Below are 18,434 nucleotides of genomic sequence, written 5' to 3'. Positions count from 1 at the left end.
CCAAATTTCTGTCAATTTCGGCAACAAGTGCCAAAGACAGTAAAGCTCGATTTTCGAGGAATCGCAGGCAGCAGCCCTTGACTGTCTGAGTCAAGGCAAAGACAGTAAAGTCCTGGCAAAGGGCGTCGGAGAGCGCCGAGGCGCGGGCAGCGCCTCGGCGCCCGGTGATTCAGACGATCGCCGTCACCTCGACCTCGAGCAGCGCCCCGGGGACGAACAGCCGGGACACCTCCACGGTCGTGCTGGTCGGGGGCGTGCCGGTGAACCGCGGCAGCCGTGCCTCGGCGTACTCACCGAGCCGGTCCAGGTCGGTGAGGAACGTCCGGATGTTGACCACGTCGCCGAGCGTCGCGCCATGCGCCGCGAGGATCTTCTCGATCACGTCCAGCACGTAGTCTGCCTGGGCCCGCATGTCGTTCGCGCCGATGAGCCTGCCCTCGGCGTCGATCGCCACCTGGCCGGACAGGACGAGCATCGTCGTGTCGCCGAGTTCGATCCGGGCCACGTGGGAGTACCGGCCCGCGGGCGGAGCCGGGACGGTGGCGGGGTTGTCGAAGGTCGTCACTTCAGTACCTTTCGCAGGTCGGCCTCCTGGTCGGAGGCGCACAGCAGCCTTTCCCGTACGGCCTCGAGCACGGGGAACGCCGCGACGTCCAGCGCCAGCCCGACGTCCTTGGCGGCCAGCCGCAGCGGGAAGTCGGCCTCCTCGGCGCGGAGCCGGGCGACGGCCCCGGCGAGAGGTCCTTCGGCGAGGACGGCGAGCGGGTCGGGGACGCCGAGCCGGGTGGCGAGCCCGGTCAGGTCCGCGGTCAGCGCCACGGCCCCGATGGCGGCGTTGATGAGCAGGATCTTCCGCGCGGCCCCCGCTCCGAGTTCCCCGCACCGTACGACGGTGCCGAAGACGGCGAGGATCTGCGCGACCCGGTGGACGTCGCCGCCGGCCAGCACGGTGAGGGTGCCGTCGGCGGCGCGGTCGACGCTGCCCATCACCGGCGCGTCGACCACGGCGGGCACCCGCGCGGCGAGCGCGCGCACCGCCGCCGGCCCGACGGTGGACATCTCGACGAGGCAGGCGTCGGGCCGCATCGCCGGAGCGATCCGCGCGGCCACCGCCTCGAGGGCGGGCGCGTCCGCCAGCATCGTGATGACGACGTCGGCGGCGCGGACGGCGTCGGCGGGCGTCGCCGCGATGGCGGCTCCGGCCGCGCCCAGCGGCGCTGCCCGTTCGGCGGTGCGGTTCCAGACGGTCACGTCGTGCCCGGCCGCGAGCAGCCGCCGGGCGAGAGGCGCTCCCATGCGCCCGAGTCCGAGAAAGGCGATCACGACGAAGACGTTATGAGTCGGCGAGACATTCCACCAGCGAATGTTTCGCATGAACGGCATGCGGGCCTAGCATGGCTGGATGGATATCGATCTCCTCGTGGTCTTCCAGGAGGTCGCGCGGCGGGGGTCCTTCACGGGCGCGGCGGAGGCGCTCGGCTACACCCAGTCGGCGGTCTCCCGGCAGATCTCCGTCCTGGAAGGCCGGCTGGGCGCGGCGCTGTTCGACCGCCTGCCTCGTGGCGTGCGGCTCACGGAGGAGGGCCGGTGCCTGCTGCCGCACGCCTCGGCGATCACCGAACGTCTCCGGACCGCCCGGGGCGATCTCCGGGCGCTGCGGGATCTGGCGGCCGGCCGGCTCCGGGTGGGCGCGTTCGCCACCGCCGACGCCGCGCTCGTGCCGCAGGCGATGGCCGCGTTCCGCGCCGCGCATCCGCGGGTGTCGGTCTCGCTGTCCGACGGCCTGACCCGCCACCACGCGGAGCGGCTGGGGGCCGGCGAGCTCGACCTGGCCATCGTGACGGCGGACACCGAGGAGGACTTCGAGGGCCTGCGGCTGCGCCATCTGCTCGACGATCCGATGCTCGTGGCCGTGCACCCGGGCCACCGCCTGGCCGGGCGCGAGGAGGTACGGCTCGCCGAGCTGGCGGACGAGGACTGGATCGCGGGCCGGTCCCGGCCGGAGGACACGTTGATCAGCGCGACGCCGCATCGGGCGTTCCGCCCCCAGATCACCTACGTCGTCGGCGAGTGGATCGCCAAGCAGGGGATGGTGGCGGCGGGCCTAGGGGTGACGCTCATCCCGTCGCTGGCGGCCGGCGCGGCCCGGCCGGACATCGTCCTGGTGCCGCTGCACCCCGATGACGCGCCGGTGCGCCGGGTGTACGCCGCGACACCCGCCGGGGTGACGGCCCCGCCCGCGCTCACGGCGTTCCTCGGCTTCCTCGACGACGCGGTCACGCGGCTCCGCGAGCGAACGGCGCGCGCGACGCGGCGGACGTGACGCCGCCGCCCCACGAAAGATATCCCTACTTTATTGGTTGACTTTGTTAGGATCCTCGTCGACCATGGCAGCGTGACCGCATTCCACTGGTTCCTGCCCACCAGCGGCGACGGCCGCACGCTCGTCGGCGGCGGCCATGGCGCCGCCGTACGCGGCGTGCAGCGCGAACCCGACATCGAGTACCTGGCGCAGATCGCCCGCACCGCCGAACAGCTCGGCTTCGAGGGCGTGCTGACGCCCACGGGAACGCTCTGCGAGGACGCCTGGCTGACCACCGCCGCGCTGACGCGGGAGACCGAGCGGCTGAAGTTCCTGGTCGCCTTTCGTCCGGGCCTGCTGTCGCCGACCCTCGCCGCGCAGATGGCCGCGACGTACCAGCGGCTGTCCCGGGGACGGCTGCTGCTGAACATCGTCACCGGTGGGGAGACCGCCGAGCAGGCGCGCTTCGGCGACCACCTCGGCCACGACGAACGCTACGCGCGCACCGACGAGTTCCTGACCGTCCTGCGGGGCGCCTGGAGCGGCACCTCGTTCGACTTCTCCGGCAACTACTACGAGATCGAGGGCGCCACCGTGCGGGAGGCGCCCGACCCGGCGCCCCGCCTGTACTTCGGCGGGTCGTCGGGCGCCGCCGGGCCCGTGGCGGCGCGGCACGCGGACGTCTACCTCACGTGGGGCGAGCCGCCCGAGCAGGTGCGCCGAAAGATCGAGTGGGTGCGGGAGCTGGCCGCGCGGGAGGGCCGTGCGCTCCGGTTCGGCATCCGGCTGCACGTCGTGACCCGCGACTCGGCCAAGGAGGCCTGGACGGCCGCGAACCGGCTGCTGGACGACCTCGACCCGGCCGAGATCGCCGCCGCGCAGCAGGGCCTGGCCCGCAGCGAGTCGGTCGGCCAGCAGCGGATGCGCGCTCTGCACGAGACCTTCCGTAAGGGCGGGTCCAGCCACGACCTGGAGATCTACCCGAACCTGTGGGCGGGCGTCGGCCTGGTCCGCGGCGGCGCCGGCACCGCGCTGGTCGGCAGCCATGCCCAGGTGGCCGAGCGGATCGAGGAGTTCGCCGAACTCGGCATCGACGAGTTCGTCCTCTCCGGCTACCCGCACTTGGAAGAGGCGTACTGGTTCGGCGAGGGCGTCCTGCCCGAGCTGACCCGCCGCGGACTCCGGGAGGTGGCCGCATGACCGAGCGAAGCGAGGGAATCGGCGTCGACCGGGGTGAGGCCCTGGCCGGCCGGCCGGCCGTGGGCCCGGACGAGGTCCCCGGGCGTCGCGGACCGAAACTCGTCGTGCTGGTCGGCAACCCCCGCCCGGCGTCGCGCACGCACGCCGTCGCCGACCGGGCCGCGCGGGCCATCGCGCCGGGCGTCCGGCCGGAGACCGTGGACCTGACCGAGCTCGCCGATCGCCTGTTGAGCCGGGACCCGGGCCCGCTCCTGGACGAGGCGGTGTCGCGGGTGACCTCGGCGGACCTGCTCCTCGTGGCCAGTCCTACGTACAAGGGGACCTACACGGGCCTGCTCAAGTCGTTCCTCGACCGGGTGCCGTCCTTGACCGGCGTGACGGCGCTGCCGCTGCTGGTGATGGGGTCGCCTCGGCACGCGCTCGCGGTGGAGGTGCACCTGCGGCCGCTCCTCGTCGAGCTCGGCGCGACCGTCCCCACGCCGGGGCTCGCCGTGGTCGAGGCCGACATCGACCGCTTGGACGAGGTCCTGGCCGGATGGGCCGCCGCCGTACGGCTCCCTGAAGCCGTACGGTGACGCGGGCCGGTTCGGAGGCGAAGTCGATGGGCACGCGTGTGAGCCAGCGACCGGTGGTCGACGGGGCGAGCTTCCGGCGGGCCGTGGGCCGGCACGCCGCCGGGGTGGTGGTCGTGACCGGTCCCGGCCAGGTGGGCCTCACGGCCACCTCGTTCACCTCGGTCAGTCTCGACCCGCCGCTGGTGTCGTTCTGCGTCGGACGTGCCTCGACGACCTGGCCGCGGCTGCGCGACGCCGCGACGTTCGCGGTGAACGTGCTCGCCACCGACCAGACGGAGATCGCGTCCCGGTTCGCCGGGCCCGGCGGTGGCCGCTTCGCGCCACCGACCTCCTGGCGCCCGGGGCCGGGTGAGGTGCCGATCCTGAACGGCACCGCGGCCTACCTGCTGTGCGAGCCGTACGACACGGTCGCGATGGGAGATCACTGGCTCGTGGTGGGCCTGGTCGTCGAGACGGGCGTCGGCCCGCCGGGCGCTCCCCTGCTCTACCATCGCGGCCGGTACGGCCGGTTCACCGCGCACGGCGGGTGACTGACGGTTTCACTGGAAGTTTCAATGACAGTGGGATTCGTGAAATCATCGTCACGCTGTGTCGTTCGCCGTATGGTGGAGGCCACCTGCCGACGTAGCGCGGGAGGAGGCACATGGAGCCCTGGTTCGCCCGAAGATCCGTCGGAGAGCTGCTTCCCGGAGACCACGCCTGGTTCTCCTACGCCGACCAGGAGGAGCACGACCACGTCATCGGAGCCTTCCTCCGTGACGGACTGGCCGGTTCCGACAAGGTCATCTACATCACCGACGCCGGTCCGCAGGACCTTCCCGACCTGCGGTCGCGCTATCGGCTGGAGCCTGAGACCTACCTGCGCAGCGGGCAGTTGGCGATCCTGCCGCAGGCGGAGACCTGCCTGACCCGCGGGGTGTTCGACCCGGCGCGGATGACGACGACGCTGCGGGAGGTCCTCGACCGGGCGGAGACCGAACGGTTCCGCGGTGTCCGGGTCACCGTCGACATGACGTGGGCGTTCCGGCAGGAGAGTGGACGCGACGGCATCCTGGAGTGCGAGGCGCGGGTGGACGCGGCGATCTCGCCCAGCACGATGGCGATGGCGATCTGCCAGGTCGACGCACGCTCCTGCACGCCCGAGGAACTCACCGCGCTGAAGGAGAGGCACGAGGTGCTCGTGGGCGCCGATCCCTACTTCGACGACGGAGTGCTGAGCATCACCCCGACGTTCCACCCCCGTGGCCTCCGGCTCAGCGGCGAGCTGGACGGCGCGCGGCACGCCGTGTTCGGCGAGTCGCTGCGGAAGGTCGTCGATCGGGGCGGCGAGGTGCACCTGGACCTCGCCGACCTGCGGTTCATCGACCTCGGCGCGCTCAGCATGATGGCCGGCGCGGCGATGCACCTCGGGGCGCGGGTGGTCCTCGACAATCCCTCGATCCACCTGACGGACGTCGTCGCGCTGGTGAGCAGCCGGCTGCTGCCCTGGCTGGAGATCGGCGACGGTGAGGCCCGATGACGCGACTCATCCACCAGGTCCTGATGTACGACAACGAGAAGGACATCCTGGACACGGTCGTGCCGTTCCTCCAGGAGGGGCTCAGCGCGGGCGAGGCCGTGCTGACCGTCGGCACGGCCCCCAACCTCTCCTGCCTGCGTCAGGCCCTTGGCGCCGACTCCGACGCCGTCGAGTTCGCCGACTCCGCCTCCTGGTACGTCCAGCCGACGCGCACCATCGCCAACTACAGCTCGTTCATCGCCGAGAACGCCACCGCCCGGGTCAGGGTGGTCGCGGAGCCGGGCTGGGAGACCGGGACGCCGGCCCAGATCGCCGAGTGGACGAGGTACGAGTCGATCATCAACGAGGCGTTCGCCGACATCAGCGCCTCGGTGCTGTGCCTGTACGACCGGCGCACCACGCATCGGGGACTGCTCGACGGGGCGCTGCGCACCCACCCCCAGATCGTCGAGGGGACCTGTCCCCGCTGCAACGACGCCTACCTCGACCCGGCCACCGTCGGCGCGCACGTCGACCGCGATCCCCTGCCGCCCCCGCCGCCCGGCGCGGTCCGGCTACCGATCGACGACGACGACCTGAGCACGCTGCGCTCGTTCCTCGCCGGCCACGCCCGCCATCACGGCATGTCCCGCCCCCGGGTGAACGACCTGCTGGTGGCGACGACGGAGGTGGCCACCAACGCGATCCGGCACGGCCGCCATCCGATCGGCTGCCAGCTGTGGCGGGAGGACGACGACCTGATCGTCGAGGTGACCGACGCGGGCCACTGGCAGCCGGACCCGGTCCCCGGCTTCGTACCGCCCGATCCCGCGTCCCTGTCGGGATTCGGGCTGTGGGGCGTTCGCATGCTGTGCGCGCTGGTCCAGTTGCGCACCGGCCCGGCGGGGACCATCGTCCGGCTGCACGCCCCCTGCCGTTAGCCCGCGCCCCTGCCGTCAGCCGTCACTGCCGTTGGCCCGCGTCACTGCCGTCCCGCGTCGCTGCCGTCAGCCGAGCGATGTGACGAACCGCTCCGCGTCCTGCCGGGTCATCCCCGTCTCCGCCTGGACGAGCGCGACGGCTCCGGGGAGGTCGCCGCCGCGCATGACGACGGCCACGACGATCACCATGATGACCGGTGGTCATCAACGGATGATGGCAGATCACCGTCCCGTCGGCCGGGGGGTCGAGGACGGCGTCGTCGTGGACGACGGGCTCGGCGTCCCGGCCGCGGTACGGGTGGGCCGCGGGGTCGGGGTCGGCCGGGCGGACGGGGTGCGTCGCTCCGGCTTCGTGGTCCGCTGTCTCGGGCGGGCCGTGCGCGCCGACGGCTCCGGCGACGGTGTCACCACGGTCGTCGCGGACGGCGGAGCGACCGGCACGCTGTGATCGCTCGGTTCGACCCGGTGATCCGGCCGGAGCAGGCCCCATGTGACCAGGGCGATCGCCGCCACCGCCGCCGCCGCGAGCAGCAGCCGCGGCCACCCGGGAACGGCCCGCGCGGGCCGCGCGGTGTTCCGGAGCCGGTCGATCAGCTGGGGGTCCGGCCGGACGCCCTCGGCCGCGCGCCGGTAGTGGTCGCGGAGCAGGGCGTCGAGGTCATCGCTCATGAGCCGCTCCTTCCTCCGCCAGTTGCCGCCGAAGCGCCGTCATCGCCCGTGACGTGTGGCTCTTCACCGTTCCCCGGGAGATGCCGAGCGCGTCCGCGATCTCCTGCTCGCTGAGATCACACCAGTAGCGCAGCACCACCACGGCCCGCTGCTTGACGGGCAGGGCCGCGAGGACGTCGTCGAGCGGGGTCCCCGTCGCGTCGTACGCCTCGCGCGCCCCGGTCAGGCGATCGACGTCGATCGTTCCGCCGACCGGCAGATCGGCCCGCCTCTTGCGGCGCCTGTGATGGTCGATGGCCAGGTTGACGAGCACCTTGCGCGCGTACGCCTCCGGCTGGTGCCCGCCGCGCAGGATCCGCGTCCACCGCCGCGCGACCCGCTCGTACGTGGTCTGGAGGAGGTCCTCGGCGAGGTGGCGGTCGTAGACGAGGAACACCGCGGTGCGCAGCAGGCGCCCCGCGGAGGCGATGACGAACTCGTCGAACGTGAGCTCGTCTCCACTCACTCCGCGGGCCTCCTCTCGGCTCAGGATGGACAGTGTCCCGCCTACCCCACTGCCTTCGGGCGCGGGCAGTAGGAGGGCACCGGCGTCGCAGTCACGGGCCGGTGCGACGGCCGGGCCGTCGAGGGCGTCGGATGGGGCTTCGACGGGACCGGCGCGGTGCTCGTCGGGCGGGGTTCCGGCCGCGCGGTGCTCGTCGGGCGGGGTTTCACGGAGGCCGTCGGATGGGGCTTCACGGTGCTCGTCGGGCGGGGCTCCGGCCGCGCGGTGGTCGCGCACGTCGGCACGGGACGCGGTACGTCCGTCGGCACGGGCCGGGGTTCGGTGCTCCGGGTCGGGCGGGGAGAGGGCGTCACCGGCACCGGCTGCCGGGATGTCGGGGTGGGGGCGACCCGGGAGGAGTCGGCGACGTTCTTCGCCCCGTGGCCCGAGCCCCCGGCCAGGGCGGTGCCGCCCGCCCACACGCCCGCCAGCACGGCGACGGCCGCGCCGGCCCCCGCGAAGGTCAAGGTGGTCCGGCGGCGTCTGCGATCGGTCATGGCAAGATCCCTTCGTTTCCGTACACCCCCATCAACCCCGCCCCCGGGCCGATCGGTTGTCACGGTCTTTGACGGAGTTCGCGCGACCGGTCAGGCTTGTCCTGATGGAGCCCTCCGACTTCCTCACCCGGCTGCGGGCCGAGAGCGCGCACCTCGCCGCGTTCGCCGCCGACCGCGACCTCGGCGCGCCCGTCCCCACCTGCCCCGGTATGAACGTCGGCGAGGTCGTCCGGCACCTCGGCAGCGTGCACCGCGCGGTGATCGACTGGGTGCGCGCGCAGCGCCGGCCCGAGGACTGGGACCGCGGACCGGACGACGGCGACGTGATCCGCTGGTTCCGCGCCGGTGCCGCCGAACTGCACGACGAGCTCGGCCGGCGGCCTCCGGACGAACCCTGCGACACATGGTCCCCGGAGGACCGCACCGTCGGCTTCTGGTGGCGGCGGATGGCGCACGAGACCACCGTGCACCGGGTCGACGTCGAGGCGGCGTACGGCCCGATCGGCCCGGTCGACGCGGAGTTCGCCGCCGACGGCGCCGACGAGGTCCTGTCGCTCTACCTCGTCCAGCGGTTCGGCCGGGGCGGCCGGGGGCGGCCCGCGGCCGCCCGTACCGTGGGTGTCGCCGCCGGGTCCCGGGTGTGGCGGGTGACCTTCGACGCCGCGTCCGCCGAGGTGACCGCCGAGCTGCCCGATGACGCGGACGCCGTGGTGATCGGCGATCCGGCCGCCGTCTACCTGTGGCTGTGGGGCCGCCGGGGCGACGACGCCGTCCGCGTGTGCGGCGACCGCGCGGCGGCGGCGGACCTGCGCGCCGCCCTCGCCGCCGCCACCGGCTGAGGACCTCCCGCCCCGGTATCGGCCGCGCAGGTCGTTCCTTGGCGATCCGTTAGCGGGCAGCCGCACCGGGAATGGCTTCGGCATGGGGGACGGGCCGGTGTACGGCCTCGACGACGGGGTGACCGTGGGCGTGGAGGAGGAGTTCCTCCTCGTGGACGCGGAGACGCGGCGGACCGTGCCGCGGGCGGCGGCCGTACTGGCCCGCGCGCCGGAGTCCGGCGTCGATCTCACGCCCGGCGGCGGGCTGTACGGCGAGCTGCTCACCGCCCAGGTCGAGGCCGCGACCGGCACCTGCACCACGCTGGACGCCCTGCGCGGCCAGCTGTGCGACGGCCGGCGCCGGCTCGCCGCCGCGGCGGACGCCGAGGGCGCGCGGTTGATCTCCTCGGGGACCGCGGTGCTGCCCGGGGACGCCATTCCGGTGGCCCCCGGTGAGCGGTTCGCGGAGATCGCCGACCGGTACGCCGGCGTGGTGGCGGACTACCAGGCGTGCGGCTGCCACGTGCACACCGGCGTGGCCGACCGGGAGACGGCGGTCGCGGTGGTCAACCACCTGCGGCCCTGGCTGCCGACGCTGGTGGCGCTGGCGGGGAACTCACCGTTCGACCACGGCCGGGACTCGGGATACCAGAGCTGGCGGATGCTCGATCAGGCGCGCTTCCCCGGCTCCGGGGTGCCGCCGTGGTTCCCCTCGGCCGCCGCCTACGACCGTCAGGTGGCCCGGCTGGTCGAGGCCGGCGCGCTCATCGACGAGCGCATGTCCTTCTGGCTCGCCCGGCCGTCGCCGCGGCTGCCGACCGTGGAGGTCCGGGCCGGAGACGCCGCCGCCACCGTCGACGAGGCGGTGCTGCAGGCGGCCCTCGTACGCGCCCTGATCCGTACGGCCCTGTCCGACCTGCGGCGGGGCCGGGAGGCGCCCGCCGTCGACGACCAGCTCTGCGCGGCCGCGACGTGGTCGGCGGCCCGGTACGGCCTCGACGGTCCCGGGGTGCATCCGGTCGAGGAGCGCGCGGTACCGGCGACGCGGCTGCTCCGGGAGATGCTCGACCGGGTCCGCCCGGCGCTCGAGGCGTCGGGTGACCTGGCCCGCGTACGCGCCGTCCTCGCCTGGCTGGCGCGGCACGGCTCCGGTGCCCTGCGCCAGCGCGCCGCCGCCGCGTACGGCCTGGGCGCGGTGGTGGACGTGCTCGCCGAGCAGACGGCCGGCCCCTGCCGAGAGGACGAGGACGTGACGGAGTTCCTATGACCGAGCGAAGCGAGGGAATCGGTAAGCAGAGCACCTTGGTCACGGGGCCGGCGAAGGAGGTCCCATGACCGTGGACGCCACGCTGCCCGAGCCGCGCGGGCCCCTGTCGGAGACCGTGACGGTCGCGCTGGCCGGCGACCCGCCGCCGGCGGCGTCGCCGGAGGTGGTCCGTGCCGCCGAGCCCTTCGGCGAGGATCTGCACCTGGCGCTGTACGTCTGCTACGAGCTGCACTATCACGGGTTCGACCGGGTGGACCCGCGCTGGGAGTGGGATCCGGAGCTGCTGCGGCTGCGGCGGCGGCTGGAGGACCGCTTCCTGCCGGCCCTGCGCGCGGTGTGCCCCGGCGGGACCGACACGGAGACCGCGCTGGGCGGGCTGCTCGTCGAGGACCCCGACGCCTACGGCGTCTCACACCACCTGCTCGACACGGGGCGGTGGTGGGAGATGCGCGAGTACCTGGCGCATCGCTCGATCTACCACCTGAAGGAGGCCGACCCGCACGCGTGGGTGATCCCGCGGCTGCGGGGCGAGAGCAAGGCGGCGCTGGTCGCCGTCGAGTTCGACGAGTTCGGCGGTGGGCGGGGCGAGCGGATGCACGCCAAGCTGTTCGCGGACCTCCTGGACGGCGCCGGGCTGGACTCCCGGTACGGCCGCTATCTGGAGCACGCGCCCGCCCAGACGCTGGCCACCGTGAACCTCATGTCGCTGTTCGGCCTGCACCGGGCGTTGCGCGGGGCTCTCGTCGGGCACTTCGCCGCCGCAGAGATCACCACCCCGCCGAACGCGGACCGGATGGCGCGGGCCCTGACCCGCCTGCGCGCGGGGCCGGAGTGCACACGGTTCTTCACCGAGCACATCGAGGCCGACGCCGTACACGAGCAGATCATGCGCCGGGACGTGATCGGCGACCTGCTGGCCCGGGAGCCGGAGCTCGCGGCCGACGTCGTGCTCGGGATCCAGGCCACCGCGTATCTCGAGGACCGGCTCGGCGCTCACCTGCTGGAATGCTGGCGATCAGGCCGTACCTCCCTGCGGCGCCCGCTCCCCTGATCCCCGCTGCCTCCGGCGATGGCTGGTGTCGCACAGCGGGTACCGGCGGCTGCGCCGGCACGCGCACACGGCGACCACGAAACGATCGCAGTACAACGTCGTGCCGTCGTCGGTGACCAGCTCCACCGGCCCCTCGACGAGGACCGGGCCGCCGGGCACGACGACCACACGACGCGGCTCCCGGCCGGGCCGCCCGTCCGGACGCTCAGCTCTGATCGGCACGGACCACCACCAGCTCCTCGTGTCGCTGACCCGGGCGGATCAGCCCCCGTTCCTCCAGGAACGCCGCCCGCGACCGCATCACCGGCCCGAACGGCTGCCTCCACCGCGCGACGACCGACGCCTTCAGCCCACCGCCGCGCAGCGAGTTCAGCGTCGTCTCCACCCCGCACAGCGCCGACTGGACCATCAACAGCGTTCCCCCGACGGCCAGCGTCCCCGGCGCGCGGGCGCAGATCCGGTCGATCACCGCCCGCCCCCGCCGGCCCGCGTCGCAGGCCCGGCCGCGTACGCCGCGCGGCGCGCCCGCGCTCGGCACGTACGGCGGGTTGGCCACGATGACGTCGAACACCTCATCCGCGATCGGCTCGAACAGGTCACCGCGGAGCACCCGCACCGGCACGCGTCGCAGCCGGGCGTTCATCCGCGCCGTCAGGACCGCGCGGCCCTCGACGTCCACCGCCGTCACCGCTTCGGCGCCGGCGTAGGCGGCGACGATCGCCAGCGCACCGGTCCCGGTGCACAGGTCGAGCACCCGGGAGCCCTGCACCCCACCGCAACACAGCTCCCTGGCCAGCAGGAACGTGTCGCTTTGCGGCCGATATACCCCGAGGGGCCGGAACATCCACATCGTGGTCGCCTATCCGGTTGATCGACGTCTCGGGCCGCCCGCCTCCGGCCCCATCGCCGGCCCGGCAGGCGATCCACGCGAGAGAGATCGAGTGGCACTCTCCCCGGCCGCCCCGCCCAGATCCTCTTCCAGCAGCGGGCAGTGCTCCGGTCGGCGATAACGGGTGCCCGACTGGAAGCGGGATTCGTCCATGTGGCGCAGGCCCTCTTCGCCGCCGGCGCCCCGTTCGCGGGCCTTATGCAGCTTTGTTCCCCCGACGGCGCCCCGCCTCACCTACGCCCCGCGAACCGATGGCGACCGGAAGGCTCGGAGACCGAGACGATCTCACGATGGTCCGTCCCGAATGATGACTGTTTTGCCCTAGTCACCCTCAGGCTTTACCGAGCCATCCGCCCGGCCCGCATTCGCGGATTGAGCCGGAACCGCGGCGGCCAAGGCCAGGTCGTCGCGGTGAGGATCGCCCTGGTCAACTCCTCCGGATCGAGCGCCTCCACCAGCCGCCATCCCATCGGAGGCGGCACGAGCGCCCACCAGGAGCCGGTGTACGGGCCGTACCAGATCACCATTCCCGGAAATCGCCGGCGGAGCACGCCCAGCGCGCTCGCGCTCACGCCCGTTTGTCCGGCCGCCCGGCCAGATACCCCGCGATCTGGGCCGCCGCGCCCGCCGGGTCGTCCGTCGCGTGACGCACCTCATCGGTACGACGCCAGACGAACGACCCGTTCCTGACCTCGATCCACACCCGTTCGCCGGTGAGGCCGGCGCGGACCGAAAGGGCCGGCCGGGCGTCGCTCAACCCGACGTACAGTCCCGAGCCGGCCAGTTCTTCACAGAGCTCGGCGAGGAGCCTGAGTTTTGCTTCGCGCCCGAATCCGGCGCTTTCGCCGTGAGGATTCTCCCGGGGGATCTCCATGGCACCTTCCCTGCTCTACCGCTTGACGGCAACCTCCGTTGCTTGTTCGCTAACGGCAAGAGAAGCTGTTTCCACCAAACGTAACGACCCCCGAGTCGCGCTCCTTCTCTCCCCTTCTTTTTGGTGGAGGACTAAATGCCGGAAATGAGCACAACGCCGAATATTCAGCTCACCGCTTGGCGGGAGGCACAGGGCGGCGGCGGCTGGAGTCGCGCCCAGATGGCGACCGCCGTGAACCGCACACCGACGGGCATCGCAGAGGGGCTGATGTGCGACGAGGAGCGCATCCGCCGTTGGGAGCGCGGGGAGGTGCTGTGGCCGCACCGGCCGTACCGCCAGGCTCTGGAGGAGCTGACCGGGTTGTCGATGGAGGAGCTCGGTTTCGTCCCGCCGAGCAGGCAGCGGGAGCGGCGCATGGTCGCGGCGCGCATCCTTCCTCAGGACGCGCTGCGAACCGAGGCCGAGCTGTTCAGCACCATGGAGCTGGCCAGGATCGCCGACGTCTCGCACATCGGGCCGGGCACCGTCGAGGCGATCCAGGAGGCGGTGGAGCTGCTATGCCGCGCATACCCCAGCACGCCCGCGCGGCTCCTGCGCGACCGTGTCAAACAGCGACTCTCATACATCCTCGGCCTGCTGAACGGACGCCTGACCCTCGCCCAGCACCGCGAGATCCTCATCCAGGCCGGCTGGCTGGCCGCGCTGCTCGGCTGCCTGCACTACGACCTCGGCGAGCGCGAGCACGCCGATGCCGCACGGCTCGGCGCTCTGCAGATGGGCAGACAGGCCGAGCACGGTGAGCTCGAGGCGTGGGCGCACGAAATGGCGGCCTGGTTCGCCCTGACCGAGGGCCGCTACGAAGACGTCCTGGAAGCCGCCGAGCGCGGCAAGGCCGTTGCGGGTACCAGCAGCGCACTGGTCCAGCTCACCCTGCAGGAGGCCAAGGCTCACGCCCGGTTGCAGCACCGCCGGGAGGCGGCTGCGGCCCTCGAGCAGGGGGCCGCGCTGCTCGCCAAGCTGCCGACCCCCGTACACCCGGACAACCATTTCGTCTTCGACAACACTAAGTGGATCTTCTACGCCGCCACCGTCTACGCGTGGCAGGGCCACGATGCCCGCGCCGAGGAGCACGCCCGGGAGATCCTGGCCCGCCACACCCGCCCGGACGGCACCACGAACGCCCCGATGCGGGTCGCCAACGCCCGCCTCGACCTCAGCCTCGTACACGCACGTCGCGGCGATCTCGACGCGGCGGTCGAGGAGGCGATAACGGCGTTCGGGTACCGGCGCAGGAGCCTGACCGACCTCATCAATCGCGGTCAGGACCTGGACCGCATTCTCCGGAAGCGGTATCCGGGTGAGCGGCGGGCCGCCGAGTTTCATGAGCGGCTGATGACCGCGCAGCGGGCACTGGCGGAGAACCGACCGGAACTCCTGTAGCGGCCCAGCCCTCCTTCTTGGTGCAGGTCAGGAGGAGGGTGCCTTTGGCGAAGGTGCGACTGGCGGCCGGTGACCACGCCTGGATGCCACCCGGCGCCCCGAGTCGCGCGAGGTGCTGACCCGCACCATCCGCGCCGACGTCGATGCGAACATCGCCTACCACCTGGACTCCGGGCCGCCCGGCGACGCCACGACGGTGGTCACGTGCTGATCGCGGAGCGGCTCACCCTGCCGGAGGTGTTCCCCGAGGCGCTGATCACGAGCGTCGTGGGGCACGTGCTGCCACCCGATGAGGGGGCCGCGAGCCGGTGAGCCCTCAGCCCGCGTGGGCGACCCGTGCGCGGATGCGGTCCGCGAGGGCGGTGAAGGCCTTGCCGCGGTGGCTGATGGCGTCCTTCTCCTCGGGGCCCAGCTCGGACGTCGTACGGGTGTCGCCCTCGGGGACGAAGATCGGGTCGTAGCCGAAGCCGTTCGTGCCGCGCGGCGCGTCGATGACGACGCCGTCCATGTGGCCCTCGACGGTGTCCTCCTCGCCGGACGGCCAGGCGATGGCCGCCGCGCACACGAACCGGGCGCCCCGGTGCTCGGGTGCGACGTCGGACAGTTGGCCGAGAAGCAGGTCGAGGTTGGCCTGGTCGTCACCGTGCCGGCCGGCCCAGCGGGCGGAGAAGATCCCGGGCATGCCGTTCATGGCGTCGACGCACAGCCCGGAGTCGTCCGCGACGGCGGGCAGCCCGGTGTGCGCCGCGATCGCGCGGGCCTTGAGCAGGGCGTTGCCCACGAACGTCAGCTCGGTCTCGGGGACCTCCGGCGCGTCCGGGAACTCCTCGAGGCCGACGACGTCGATGTCCTCGAGGATCCGGCGCAGCTCGGCGACCTTCCCCTGGTTGCGGGTGGCGAGCACGACCTTCATGACCCGAGTGCCTCCTGCTGGATGCGGGTGAGCTCGGCGCAACCGCCGGCCGCGAGGTCGACGAGGGCGTCGAGCTCGGCACGGTCGAACGGCTGGCCCTCGGCGGTGCCCTGCACCTCGACGAAGCGGCCGTCGCCGGTGCAGACGACGTTCATGTCGGTCTCGGCGGCGACGTCCTCCTCGTAACACAGGTCGAGGCGGGGCTCGCCGTCGATGACGCCCACGCTGACCGCCGCGACGGAGCCGACGAGCGGGCTGGCCCTGACCAGCTTGCGCTCGCGCATCCAGGCGACCGCGTCGGCGAGGGCGACGTACGCGCCGGTGATCGCGGCGGTACGGGTGCCGCCGTCGGCCTCGAGCACGTCGCAGTCGAGGATGATGGTGTTCTCCCCGAGCGCCTTGTAGTCGACACAGGCCCGCAGCGAGCGGCCGACGAGACGCGAGATCTCGTGCGTGCGGCCGCCGATCTTGCCCTTGACCGACTCGCGGTCGTTTCGGGTGTTGGTCGCGCGCGGCAGCATGGCGTACTCCGCCGTCACCCAGCCGAGCCCCGAGTCACGGCGCCAGCGCGGCACACCGGTCTGGACGGACGCGGCGCACAGCACCCGCGTGCGGCCGAACTCCACCAGCACGGAGCCCTCGGCGTGAGAGAGCCAGCCACGCTGGATGCGGACGGGACGTAGCTGGTCGGCTGACCGACCGTCGGGGCGAGCCATGGGCCCAACCCTATCCAGACCCTGGAGGGCCCCGACGCCTCGACGGCGGGTACGAGGGGCGTTGCCCGCGGACCCACGTACCGGCCGCGCACGTCACAGGTCGTACGCGCCGCGCGTCACAGGTCGTAGACGGCGCCTTGGCGGGCCAGCTCGATCTCGCCGCGGAATCCGCCCGCGCCGGCCTCGGCCAGGACGGTGGCCGGATCGTTCCAGGGCACCAGGTGGGTGAGGACCAGTCGTCCGACGCCGGCGCGTGCCGCGTGTTCCGCCGCCTGCCCGCCGGTCAGGTGCCCTTGCGTCGGGTCCTGCCGCCCTTCGAGGAAGGACGCCTCGGCGAGCAGGAGGTCGGCGCCCTCCGCGAGCGTCACGAGCGCGTCGGACTCCCCCGTGTCGCCGGAGTAGGCCATCGCCCTCCCCTGGTGCTCCAGCCGGAAGCCGTACGCCTCGACGGGGTGGTTCACGCGCGCGGCCGTCACGGTGAACGGTCCGACCTGCAGCGTCCCGGGACGCAGGGTGCGGAAGTCGAACACCTCGCGCATCCCGGGATCGAGCGGAAGGTCGTACGCGCGGGCCATCCGTTCGGCGGTGCCCGCGGGCCCGTGAACGTCGATGCGCGGTTGAGGACCCCCGGCGACGTATTTGCGGGCGACATAGTAGCCGCACAGGTCGAGACAATGGTCGGCGTGCAGATGTGAGAGCAGGATCGCATCGATCGCATAAAGGTCGATCTGGCGTTGCAAGGCTCCCAGAGCGCCGTTCCCCAGGTCCAGCAGCAGCGCGAAGCCGTCCGCTTCGACCAGGTAGCACGACGCGGGACTCGTCGGCCCGGGAAAACTGCCCGAACAACCGACCACGGTGATCCGCAAGTGTCGCCCTCTCGTCAGGCCGTCGTCCACCACGTCGTCATCGAGCCTAGCCTGGACCCTCCGCCCACGCGATCAGACACAGGAGTGCCGATGCCCATCGAGATCGAGCGTAAGTTCCTCCTCGCGGCCGTGCCCGATTGGAACCATCCCCTTCTGCGCTCCGCCACGGTAATAGGTTTCGAACAGATCTACCTCAAGGCGGACGGCGCCGAAGAAGAGAGAATCCGGCGGAGCCGGCGCGATGGAGTCGACAGCTACCATTACGCCCATCTCCGCCCGTTGAGCAAGGGCACCCGCGAGGTGATCGAGAAAGAGATCGACGCCCGCGAATACGAGCGACTGCGCCTCCAACGCGACCCCGCACGGCAGATCATCGTCAAGGATCGCCACTGCTTCACCTGGCAGGGGCGATTCTTCGAGCTCGACGACATCAAGCAACCCGTGACCAGGAGATGCCTCCTCCTGGAGGTCGAGATCGATCGGCTCGCCGAGGAGGTGCCCCTCCCGGACTTCCTCCGCTACGAGCGGGAGGTCACCGGAGAGACCCCATACTCGAACGCGGCGATAGCCCTCGGCTGAACGGAAGACGCCGAAGCCGGGTACCGCGTCCGTTCGTTCCTAGATCTCGTACACGGCGCCCGGCTGGGCGAGTTCGATCCTGCCGCGGAAGCTGCTGTCCTTCGCCTCCGACAGAGACAGCGCCGGGTCGTTCCACGGCAGAAGATGGGTGAGGACGAGGGTGCCGGCGTCGGCCTTCGCGGCGTGCTCCGCGGCCTGGCGCGCGGTGAGGTGCTGCGCGGCGAGGGGCAGGTCGGGGCGCTCGATCCAGGCGGCCTCGCACAGGAAGAGGTCGGCGTCGCGGGCGAGTTCGATCAGGGCGCTCGATTCCGCGGTGTCTCCGGAGTAGGCGATCGTGCGGCCCTCGTGCTCGATGCGGAATCCGAAGGTCTCCACGGGATGGTTCATCTGGGCCGTCGTCACGGTGAAAGGCCCGATGGTGAAGGTCGCGGGTCGCAGCGTGTGGAAGTCGAAGGTCTCGCGCATGCCCGGCTCCGGATCGAGCCCATAGGCGCCGGCCAGGTGTTCGGCGGTGCCCGCGGGTCCGTAAACCGGGATCACCGGCTGCTTTCCATGGGGCGCGAACGTCCGGGCGATCCAGTAGACGCACAGGTCGAGGCAGTGATCGGGATGGAGATGGGAGACGCAGATGGCGTCGATGTCGAGAAAGGGGTGGTGACGTTGCAACGTCCCGACCGAGCCGCTGCCCAGGTCGAGGAGCATCGCGAAGCCGTCGGCCTCGACCAGGTAACAGGACGCCGGGCTGTCGGGTCGGGGAAAACTGCCAGAACACCCAATGACCGTAAGCCGCACCAC

General features: G+C 72.3%; 26 protein-coding genes. 12 read left to right on the top strand and 14 right to left on the bottom strand.

Annotation, left to right across the window (positions count from 1 at the left end; genetic code table 11):
* Positions 1-169: 169 nt before the first annotated feature.
* A complete protein-coding gene (locus AB0L00_RS05825) occupies positions 170-565 on the bottom strand; it encodes a RidA family protein (RefSeq protein ID WP_364428861.1) in 396 nt (131 codons plus the stop codon).
* Complete coding sequence (locus AB0L00_RS05820; RefSeq protein WP_364428859.1) at positions 562-1,323, bottom strand: NAD(P)-binding domain-containing protein; 762 nt, start codon at positions 1,321-1,323, stop codon at positions 562-564. The genes AB0L00_RS05825 and AB0L00_RS05820 overlap by 4 nt, the downstream gene beginning before the upstream one ends.
* A gap of 79 nt (positions 1,324-1,402) precedes the next feature.
* On the opposite strand from AB0L00_RS05820, the gene AB0L00_RS05815 reads away from it, so the two are divergent.
* From AB0L00_RS05815 to AB0L00_RS05790, 6 genes are all read left to right on the top strand, one after another.
* Positions 1,403-2,323 carry a LysR substrate-binding domain-containing protein gene (locus AB0L00_RS05815; protein WP_364428856.1) on the top strand — a complete coding sequence of 307 codons (921 nt, stop codon included), beginning with the start codon at positions 1,403-1,405 and terminating at the stop codon, positions 2,321-2,323.
* 72 nt (positions 2,324-2,395) lie between these two features.
* Complete coding sequence (locus AB0L00_RS05810; RefSeq protein WP_364428853.1) at positions 2,396-3,502, top strand: LLM class flavin-dependent oxidoreductase; 1,107 nt, start codon at positions 2,396-2,398, stop codon at positions 3,500-3,502.
* Positions 3,499-4,077, top strand: coding sequence for an NAD(P)H-dependent oxidoreductase (locus AB0L00_RS05805; RefSeq protein ID WP_364428851.1), 579 nt, complete (start codon positions 3,499-3,501; stop codon positions 4,075-4,077). The genes AB0L00_RS05810 and AB0L00_RS05805 overlap by 4 nt, the downstream gene beginning before the upstream one ends.
* A 26-nt stretch (positions 4,078-4,103) precedes the next feature.
* Positions 4,104-4,607, top strand: a complete 504-nt coding sequence (locus tag AB0L00_RS05800; RefSeq protein WP_364428848.1) for a flavin reductase family protein — start codon at positions 4,104-4,106, stop codon at positions 4,605-4,607.
* A 113-nt stretch (positions 4,608-4,720) separates the two neighbouring features.
* Positions 4,721-5,596, top strand: coding sequence for an MEDS domain-containing protein (locus tag AB0L00_RS05795; RefSeq protein WP_364428845.1), 876 nt, complete (start codon positions 4,721-4,723; stop codon positions 5,594-5,596).
* Positions 5,593-6,516, top strand: a complete 924-nt coding sequence (locus AB0L00_RS05790; RefSeq protein WP_364428842.1) for a sensor histidine kinase — start codon at positions 5,593-5,595, stop codon at positions 6,514-6,516. The genes AB0L00_RS05795 and AB0L00_RS05790 overlap by 4 nt, the downstream gene beginning before the upstream one ends.
* A 66-nt stretch (positions 6,517-6,582) precedes the next feature.
* Here AB0L00_RS05790 and AB0L00_RS05785 read toward each other — a convergent pair whose 3' ends face one another.
* Genes AB0L00_RS05785 through AB0L00_RS05770 form a run of 4 tightly spaced genes read right to left on the bottom strand, consistent with a single transcriptional unit; the run spans position 6,583 to position 8,226 of the window.
* Positions 6,583-6,705 carry a hypothetical protein gene (locus AB0L00_RS05785; protein WP_364428840.1) on the bottom strand — a complete coding sequence of 41 codons (123 nt, stop codon included), beginning with the start codon at positions 6,703-6,705 and terminating at the stop codon, positions 6,583-6,585.
* A 33-nt stretch (positions 6,706-6,738) separates the two neighbouring features.
* Positions 6,739-7,185: a hypothetical protein gene (locus AB0L00_RS05780; RefSeq protein ID WP_364428837.1), complete on the bottom strand. Its 447-nt coding sequence runs from the start codon at positions 7,183-7,185 to the stop codon at positions 6,739-6,741.
* A complete protein-coding gene (locus AB0L00_RS05775) occupies positions 7,175-7,690 on the bottom strand; it encodes a SigE family RNA polymerase sigma factor (RefSeq protein WP_364428834.1) in 516 nt (171 codons plus the stop codon). Before AB0L00_RS05775 ends, AB0L00_RS05780 begins: the two co-directional genes overlap by 11 nt.
* Before the next feature lie 41 nt (positions 7,691-7,731).
* Positions 7,732-8,226 (bottom strand): hypothetical protein, encoded by a 495-nt coding sequence (locus tag AB0L00_RS05770; protein ID WP_364428831.1) that lies wholly within the window; start codon positions 8,224-8,226, stop codon positions 7,732-7,734.
* Between the two features lie 104 nt (positions 8,227-8,330).
* Between AB0L00_RS05770 and AB0L00_RS05765 the strand changes: the two genes are divergently transcribed.
* From AB0L00_RS05765 to AB0L00_RS05755, 3 genes are all read left to right on the top strand, one after another.
* A complete protein-coding gene (locus tag AB0L00_RS05765; protein ID WP_364428828.1) occupies positions 8,331-9,065 on the top strand; it encodes a maleylpyruvate isomerase family mycothiol-dependent enzyme in 735 nt (244 codons plus the stop codon).
* An 82-nt stretch (positions 9,066-9,147) separates the two neighbouring features.
* Positions 9,148-10,311 (top strand): glutamate--cysteine ligase, encoded by a 1,164-nt coding sequence (locus AB0L00_RS05760; RefSeq protein WP_364428826.1) that lies wholly within the window; start codon positions 9,148-9,150, stop codon positions 10,309-10,311.
* Positions 10,312-10,375: 64 nt separating this feature from the next.
* Complete coding sequence (locus AB0L00_RS05755; RefSeq protein ID WP_364428824.1) at positions 10,376-11,362, top strand: iron-containing redox enzyme family protein; 987 nt, start codon at positions 10,376-10,378, stop codon at positions 11,360-11,362.
* Here AB0L00_RS05755 and AB0L00_RS05750 read toward each other — a convergent pair.
* From AB0L00_RS05750 to AB0L00_RS05735, 4 genes are all read right to left on the bottom strand, one after another.
* Complete coding sequence (locus tag AB0L00_RS05750; protein ID WP_364429025.1) at positions 11,327-11,578, bottom strand: CDGSH iron-sulfur domain-containing protein; 252 nt, start codon at positions 11,576-11,578, stop codon at positions 11,327-11,329. The genes AB0L00_RS05755 and AB0L00_RS05750 overlap by 36 nt on opposite strands.
* Positions 11,568-12,206, bottom strand: a complete 639-nt coding sequence (locus AB0L00_RS05745) for a HemK2/MTQ2 family protein methyltransferase (protein WP_364428821.1) — start codon at positions 12,204-12,206, stop codon at positions 11,568-11,570. Before AB0L00_RS05745 ends, AB0L00_RS05750 begins: the two co-directional genes overlap by 11 nt.
* Positions 12,207-12,589: 383 nt before the next feature.
* Positions 12,590-12,823, bottom strand: coding sequence for a hypothetical protein (locus tag AB0L00_RS05740; RefSeq protein ID WP_364428819.1), 234 nt, complete (start codon positions 12,821-12,823; stop codon positions 12,590-12,592).
* Positions 12,820-13,125: a hypothetical protein gene (locus AB0L00_RS05735; RefSeq protein ID WP_364428817.1), complete on the bottom strand. Its 306-nt coding sequence runs from the start codon at positions 13,123-13,125 to the stop codon at positions 12,820-12,822. The genes AB0L00_RS05740 and AB0L00_RS05735 overlap by 4 nt, the downstream gene beginning before the upstream one ends.
* 144 nt (positions 13,126-13,269) lie before the next feature.
* Here AB0L00_RS05735 and AB0L00_RS05730 point away from each other — a divergent pair, with 144 nt between their 5' ends.
* Both AB0L00_RS05730 and AB0L00_RS05725 read left to right on the top strand, forming a co-directional pair.
* A complete protein-coding gene (locus tag AB0L00_RS05730; RefSeq protein ID WP_364428814.1) occupies positions 13,270-14,565 on the top strand; it encodes a hypothetical protein in 1,296 nt (431 codons plus the stop codon).
* Positions 14,566-14,677: 112 nt separating this feature from the next.
* Positions 14,678-14,776 carry a hypothetical protein gene (locus AB0L00_RS05725; protein WP_364428811.1) on the top strand — a complete coding sequence of 33 codons (99 nt, stop codon included), beginning with the start codon at positions 14,678-14,680 and terminating at the stop codon, positions 14,774-14,776.
* A 105-nt stretch (positions 14,777-14,881) separates the two neighbouring features.
* Here the strand turns inward: AB0L00_RS05725 and rdgB are convergent, their stop codons facing one another.
* From rdgB to AB0L00_RS05710, 3 genes are all read right to left on the bottom strand, one after another.
* Positions 14,882-15,478, bottom strand: coding sequence for an RdgB/HAM1 family non-canonical purine NTP pyrophosphatase (rdgB, locus tag AB0L00_RS05720; protein WP_345359749.1), 597 nt, complete (start codon positions 15,476-15,478; stop codon positions 14,882-14,884).
* A complete protein-coding gene (rph, locus tag AB0L00_RS05715) occupies positions 15,475-16,194 on the bottom strand; it encodes a ribonuclease PH (protein ID WP_364428807.1) in 720 nt (239 codons plus the stop codon). Before rph ends, rdgB begins: the two co-directional genes overlap by 4 nt.
* A 116-nt stretch (positions 16,195-16,310) precedes the next feature.
* Entirely contained in the window at positions 16,311-17,060 is a 750-nt protein-coding gene (locus AB0L00_RS05710) for an MBL fold metallo-hydrolase (RefSeq protein ID WP_364428805.1), read from the bottom strand.
* A 90-nt stretch (positions 17,061-17,150) separates the two neighbouring features.
* On the opposite strand from AB0L00_RS05710, the gene AB0L00_RS05705 reads away from it, so the two are divergent.
* On the top strand, positions 17,151-17,639 hold the full coding sequence (locus tag AB0L00_RS05705; RefSeq protein ID WP_364428802.1) for a hypothetical protein: 489 nt from the start codon (positions 17,151-17,153) through the stop codon (positions 17,637-17,639).
* 39 nt (positions 17,640-17,678) lie between these two features.
* On the opposite strand, the gene AB0L00_RS05700 is transcribed toward AB0L00_RS05705, so the two are convergent.
* Positions 17,679-18,431, bottom strand: coding sequence for an MBL fold metallo-hydrolase (locus AB0L00_RS05700; protein WP_364428799.1), 753 nt, complete (start codon positions 18,429-18,431; stop codon positions 17,679-17,681).
* Between the last annotated feature and the right edge of the window lie 3 nt (positions 18,432-18,434).

Source organism: Actinoallomurus sp. NPDC052308, from assembly GCF_040679195.1.
GTDB lineage: Bacteria > Actinomycetota > Actinomycetes > Streptosporangiales > Streptosporangiaceae > Actinoallomurus > Actinoallomurus liliacearum.
The sequence above is the reverse complement of the archived record's forward strand: the minus strand, read 5'-3'. Positions and strand labels throughout refer to the sequence as shown.

Bases quoted from the DNA above. Each gene is read 5' to 3' on its own strand.
- AB0L00_RS05805 (WP_364428851.1), top strand. From the start codon at position 3,499: ATGACCGAGCGAAGCGAGGGAATCGGCGTCGACCGGGGTGAGGCCCTG.
- AB0L00_RS05780 (WP_364428837.1), bottom strand. From the start codon at position 7,185: ATGAGCGATGACCTCGACGCCCTGCTCCGCGACCACTACCGGCGCGCG.
- AB0L00_RS05770 (WP_364428831.1), bottom strand. From the start codon at position 8,226: ATGACCGATCGCAGACGCCGCCGGACCACCTTGACCTTCGCGGGGGCC.
- AB0L00_RS05735 (WP_364428817.1), bottom strand. From the start codon at position 13,125: ATGGAGATCCCCCGGGAGAATCCTCACGGCGAAAGCGCCGGATTCGGG.
- AB0L00_RS05730 (WP_364428814.1), top strand. From the start codon at position 13,270: ATGAGCACAACGCCGAATATTCAGCTCACCGCTTGGCGGGAGGCACAG.
- AB0L00_RS05745 (WP_364428821.1), bottom strand. From the start codon at position 12,206: ATGTTCCGGCCCCTCGGGGTATATCGGCCGCAAAGCGACACGTTCCTG.
- AB0L00_RS05705 (WP_364428802.1), top strand. From the start codon at position 17,151: ATGCCCATCGAGATCGAGCGTAAGTTCCTCCTCGCGGCCGTGCCCGAT.
- AB0L00_RS05755 (WP_364428824.1), top strand. From the start codon at position 10,376: ATGACCGTGGACGCCACGCTGCCCGAGCCGCGCGGGCCCCTGTCGGAG.
- rdgB (WP_345359749.1), bottom strand. From the start codon at position 15,478: ATGAAGGTCGTGCTCGCCACCCGCAACCAGGGGAAGGTCGCCGAGCTG.
- AB0L00_RS05785 (WP_364428840.1), bottom strand. From the start codon at position 6,705: ATGGTGATCGTCGTGGCCGTCGTCATGCGCGGCGGCGACCTCCCCGGA.
- AB0L00_RS05800 (WP_364428848.1), top strand. From the start codon at position 4,104: ATGGGCACGCGTGTGAGCCAGCGACCGGTGGTCGACGGGGCGAGCTTC.
- AB0L00_RS05815 (WP_364428856.1), top strand. From the start codon at position 1,403: ATGGATATCGATCTCCTCGTGGTCTTCCAGGAGGTCGCGCGGCGGGGG.
- AB0L00_RS05765 (WP_364428828.1), top strand. From the start codon at position 8,331: ATGGAGCCCTCCGACTTCCTCACCCGGCTGCGGGCCGAGAGCGCGCAC.
- AB0L00_RS05795 (WP_364428845.1), top strand. From the start codon at position 4,721: ATGGAGCCCTGGTTCGCCCGAAGATCCGTCGGAGAGCTGCTTCCCGGA.
- rph (WP_364428807.1), bottom strand. From the start codon at position 16,194: ATGGCTCGCCCCGACGGTCGGTCAGCCGACCAGCTACGTCCCGTCCGC.
- AB0L00_RS05790 (WP_364428842.1), top strand. From the start codon at position 5,593: ATGACGCGACTCATCCACCAGGTCCTGATGTACGACAACGAGAAGGAC.
- AB0L00_RS05760 (WP_364428826.1), top strand. From the start codon at position 9,148: ATGGGGGACGGGCCGGTGTACGGCCTCGACGACGGGGTGACCGTGGGC.